Annotated in this window: 3 protein-coding genes; 1 reads left to right on the top strand and 2 read right to left on the bottom strand. The window is 53.2% G+C overall.

What is annotated here, in order from left to right:
* A partial coding sequence (locus tag SMC5_RS11865) for a DEAD/DEAH box helicase (protein WP_119119882.1) occupies positions 1-266 on the bottom strand: 266 nt, incomplete at its 3' end.
* A 374-nt stretch (positions 267-640) separates the two neighbouring features.
* Here SMC5_RS11865 and SMC5_RS11860 point away from each other — a divergent pair.
* Complete coding sequence (locus SMC5_RS11860; RefSeq protein ID WP_126854950.1) at positions 641-973, top strand: hypothetical protein; 333 nt, start codon at positions 641-643, stop codon at positions 971-973.
* A 178-nt stretch (positions 974-1,151) separates the two neighbouring features.
* Here SMC5_RS11860 and SMC5_RS05195 read toward each other — a convergent pair whose 3' ends face one another.
* Positions 1,152-2,327: a DNA recombination protein RmuC gene (locus tag SMC5_RS05195; RefSeq protein ID WP_119087473.1), complete on the bottom strand. Its 1,176-nt coding sequence runs from the start codon at positions 2,325-2,327 to the stop codon at positions 1,152-1,154.
* Positions 2,328-2,562 lie beyond the last annotated feature (235 nt).

Below are 2,562 nucleotides of genomic sequence, written 5' to 3'. Positions count from 1 at the left end.
GTCAGGGTCTTGCTGCGCTCCGCCTGCATGAGGGCCGGCAGTTGAAAGCACAGTGATTTTCCGCCGCCCGTGGGCAGAACGGTCAGCACATTCTTGCCAGCCAAGGCCGCCTGGACAATCGCCTCCTGGTTGGGCCTGAAGTCGTCAAAGCCAAACAACTGGCGCAGCTTCTCACGCGGGCTGGAGGACCGGCACCAGGTGCACGAGGGATCATCGCAGGTGGACTCGCGCAGGTNNCGACCCAGGGCGCCTGCTCGCGCGGCCATTTGCCGATGACCGAGACGCCGTCCTGTTTGTCGATCCATGCGAGCACGACTGCCAGAGCCCATGCGCCCATCTCGTCGTCCCATGCCTGCTGGACGACAGCGGGCAGGGTGTGTAAACACAGGCGCGGTCCCCATAGCTGCTTCACAGTTGCCAGCAGCTGCTCCTGCGTGAGTATGGTCCCGTCGCCGATTAACTGGGACGTGATGTCAGCGGTCTTGGCGCATCGAGCAAGCAGAGTGACCAGGACTGACCGCACGTCAGCTGGGAAGCCGGCAAAGGCCGCGGCCTCCTCATTCATCAGCTGGACAGATGCCTGCGAATCCTTGACCGGGTCATTCTGCGCCAGCGGGTATGGCTTGTAGTCCTTGTACAGGTGGTGATAGGGATTGGTGGGGAACGCGACCGGACTCAGGTACAGCGTGTCGATGACCGGCTTGTTGCCAACCGCCGGCTGCATCGTAGGGAAGCGCTGTTCCAGAAACGGGATATCGGAGTCAATAATGTTGTGTCCTACCAGGATATCCGCCAGCTCTATCTGCTCGATCAGGTCTCCGATCTCCTTGGCAGCACGCATACCAGTCTCAGGGCTCACCTGGTCTGCGGTGGTGTACACTGCCCACCCGGCACTGATGAGGTGTTCGCCCTTTCGGTCCCTCTCTATGTCAAACGCGCACAGTCGTTTCATCCTATCCTGCTAGTAGCATAGCACACGGACATTTGCATGTCACGTGACATTAAGCCAGATGCCCCGCCAGGAAATATTGTTGGTGCCAAATGCAGTCAGGAGATTTACCCCTGACTTTCCTGGTGCACACGTATCATAGAAGACTGTCTACTGCTCGCAAGGGAGGCGCGTGTATGACTGCGACGCCGCTGTGCGAGAGTCAAACATCGGTTAGTTGTTCTGAAGTTCCGTTTTCCACTTCTTTTTGCTGCACCTCGAGGGCATGGATGTTCTCGAGGATTCCGTCAAGCTTATGTGTTCGCACTCCAGTAAGTTCTTTGAAATCTTCCTCGACGTTCTGGATGTGCTTTTCGAGCTTTTCGTACTTATCCGTAAACTGTCCCCACTGTTTATCGAACTCGGTGAACTTCGCCAGGATTTGGCCAACGTTCTGTTGACTGGAGAACGTGTCGGTTGCTTGATGGATAATGGCAAGCACAGCGAACAACGTTGATGGTGAGCACAAGATGACATGTTGGTTCAAGGCTTTGTCGAGAAGCTGTGGGTCCTGCTCTTGTGCAAAGGCGAACACCGACTCAACCGGAATAAAGAGGAGGACGCAATCGACTGTTCCATTTCCTGGATCGATATATCCTCGTGAGTTGATCTCTTTAACACGTTGCTGCACGTCTGATAGAAATTTCTTCGTGAACGAGGATCGTTCTTCCTCTGTGGCAGCACTGATGACACACATATAGTTGTCCAGCGGGAATTTGACATCCATGTTCAATCGCAGGTTTTTGGGAAGGAAGAATGTGAAATCCGGGCGATTGCCGGAAAGCTCCTCTTTTTGTTTCCGATAATTGACGTCTTCCCTAAACCCAGCGGCGCGGAGAATGTCGTCAGCCATGCGCTCACCCCACTGCCCACGCGTTTTGCCGCTGGCAAGGGCTTCCTTGAGAGCAGTAGTTATATCGGTAAGTCTACTGGTTTGCGAAGACGCATTAGTGAGTTGTTGCGTAAGCCCGCCAAACTGGTTTTCTCCCTTTTCCTTGAGTTCATGTATGGCGCTCTGGACCTTAGTAAGTTCGGTGTTCATCGTTCCCAGTGTCTGGTCTATAAGGGCTTTTTTATTGTCCAGGTATTGAGCTGCTTGGCCCTGTTGCTCTGCCAGTTTACTGCCGGCGATTATTGACAATTGGTTTGTAACGGGGCCAAGAGCGTCCATCGAAAGGCTTTTGAATGATGCGGCAGCTTGACTGCTGAACGCTTCTCTTGCTTGATCGATTGTCTTCTGATTGTTTGTTGCTTGCGCGTGACGCAGCAGCAAGCCAATAGCGATTCCAATAACAACTCCTATCGCAATGCCAATGATAAGGAATGACCATGCATTCATATAACTGCCTCCCTTGTGACATGAACAACACACATGTGTAAACTCATTATGGAAGAATTTGCAATGATAGCCAGCAGAAGGTTTTGCTGAAAAAGGAGCGGTCCAAGCCGTCCACTGAAACCAGATGATTTGTTTAGGACATGCCGAAGCACATTGACAAACCCGCCAGTCGGCTACAGTAGTACTGTCGACTGTGTTGGAGGGTGGAAATGCTTCCTGCGTTCTTGGGCATCAC

Source organism: Candidatus Cryosericum odellii (assembly GCF_003570935.1).
GTDB classification, from domain to species: domain Bacteria; phylum Caldisericota; class Caldisericia; order Cryosericales; family Cryosericaceae; genus Cryosericum; species Cryosericum odellii.
The sequence above is the reverse complement of the archived record's forward strand: the minus strand, read 5'-3'. Positions and strand labels throughout refer to the sequence as shown.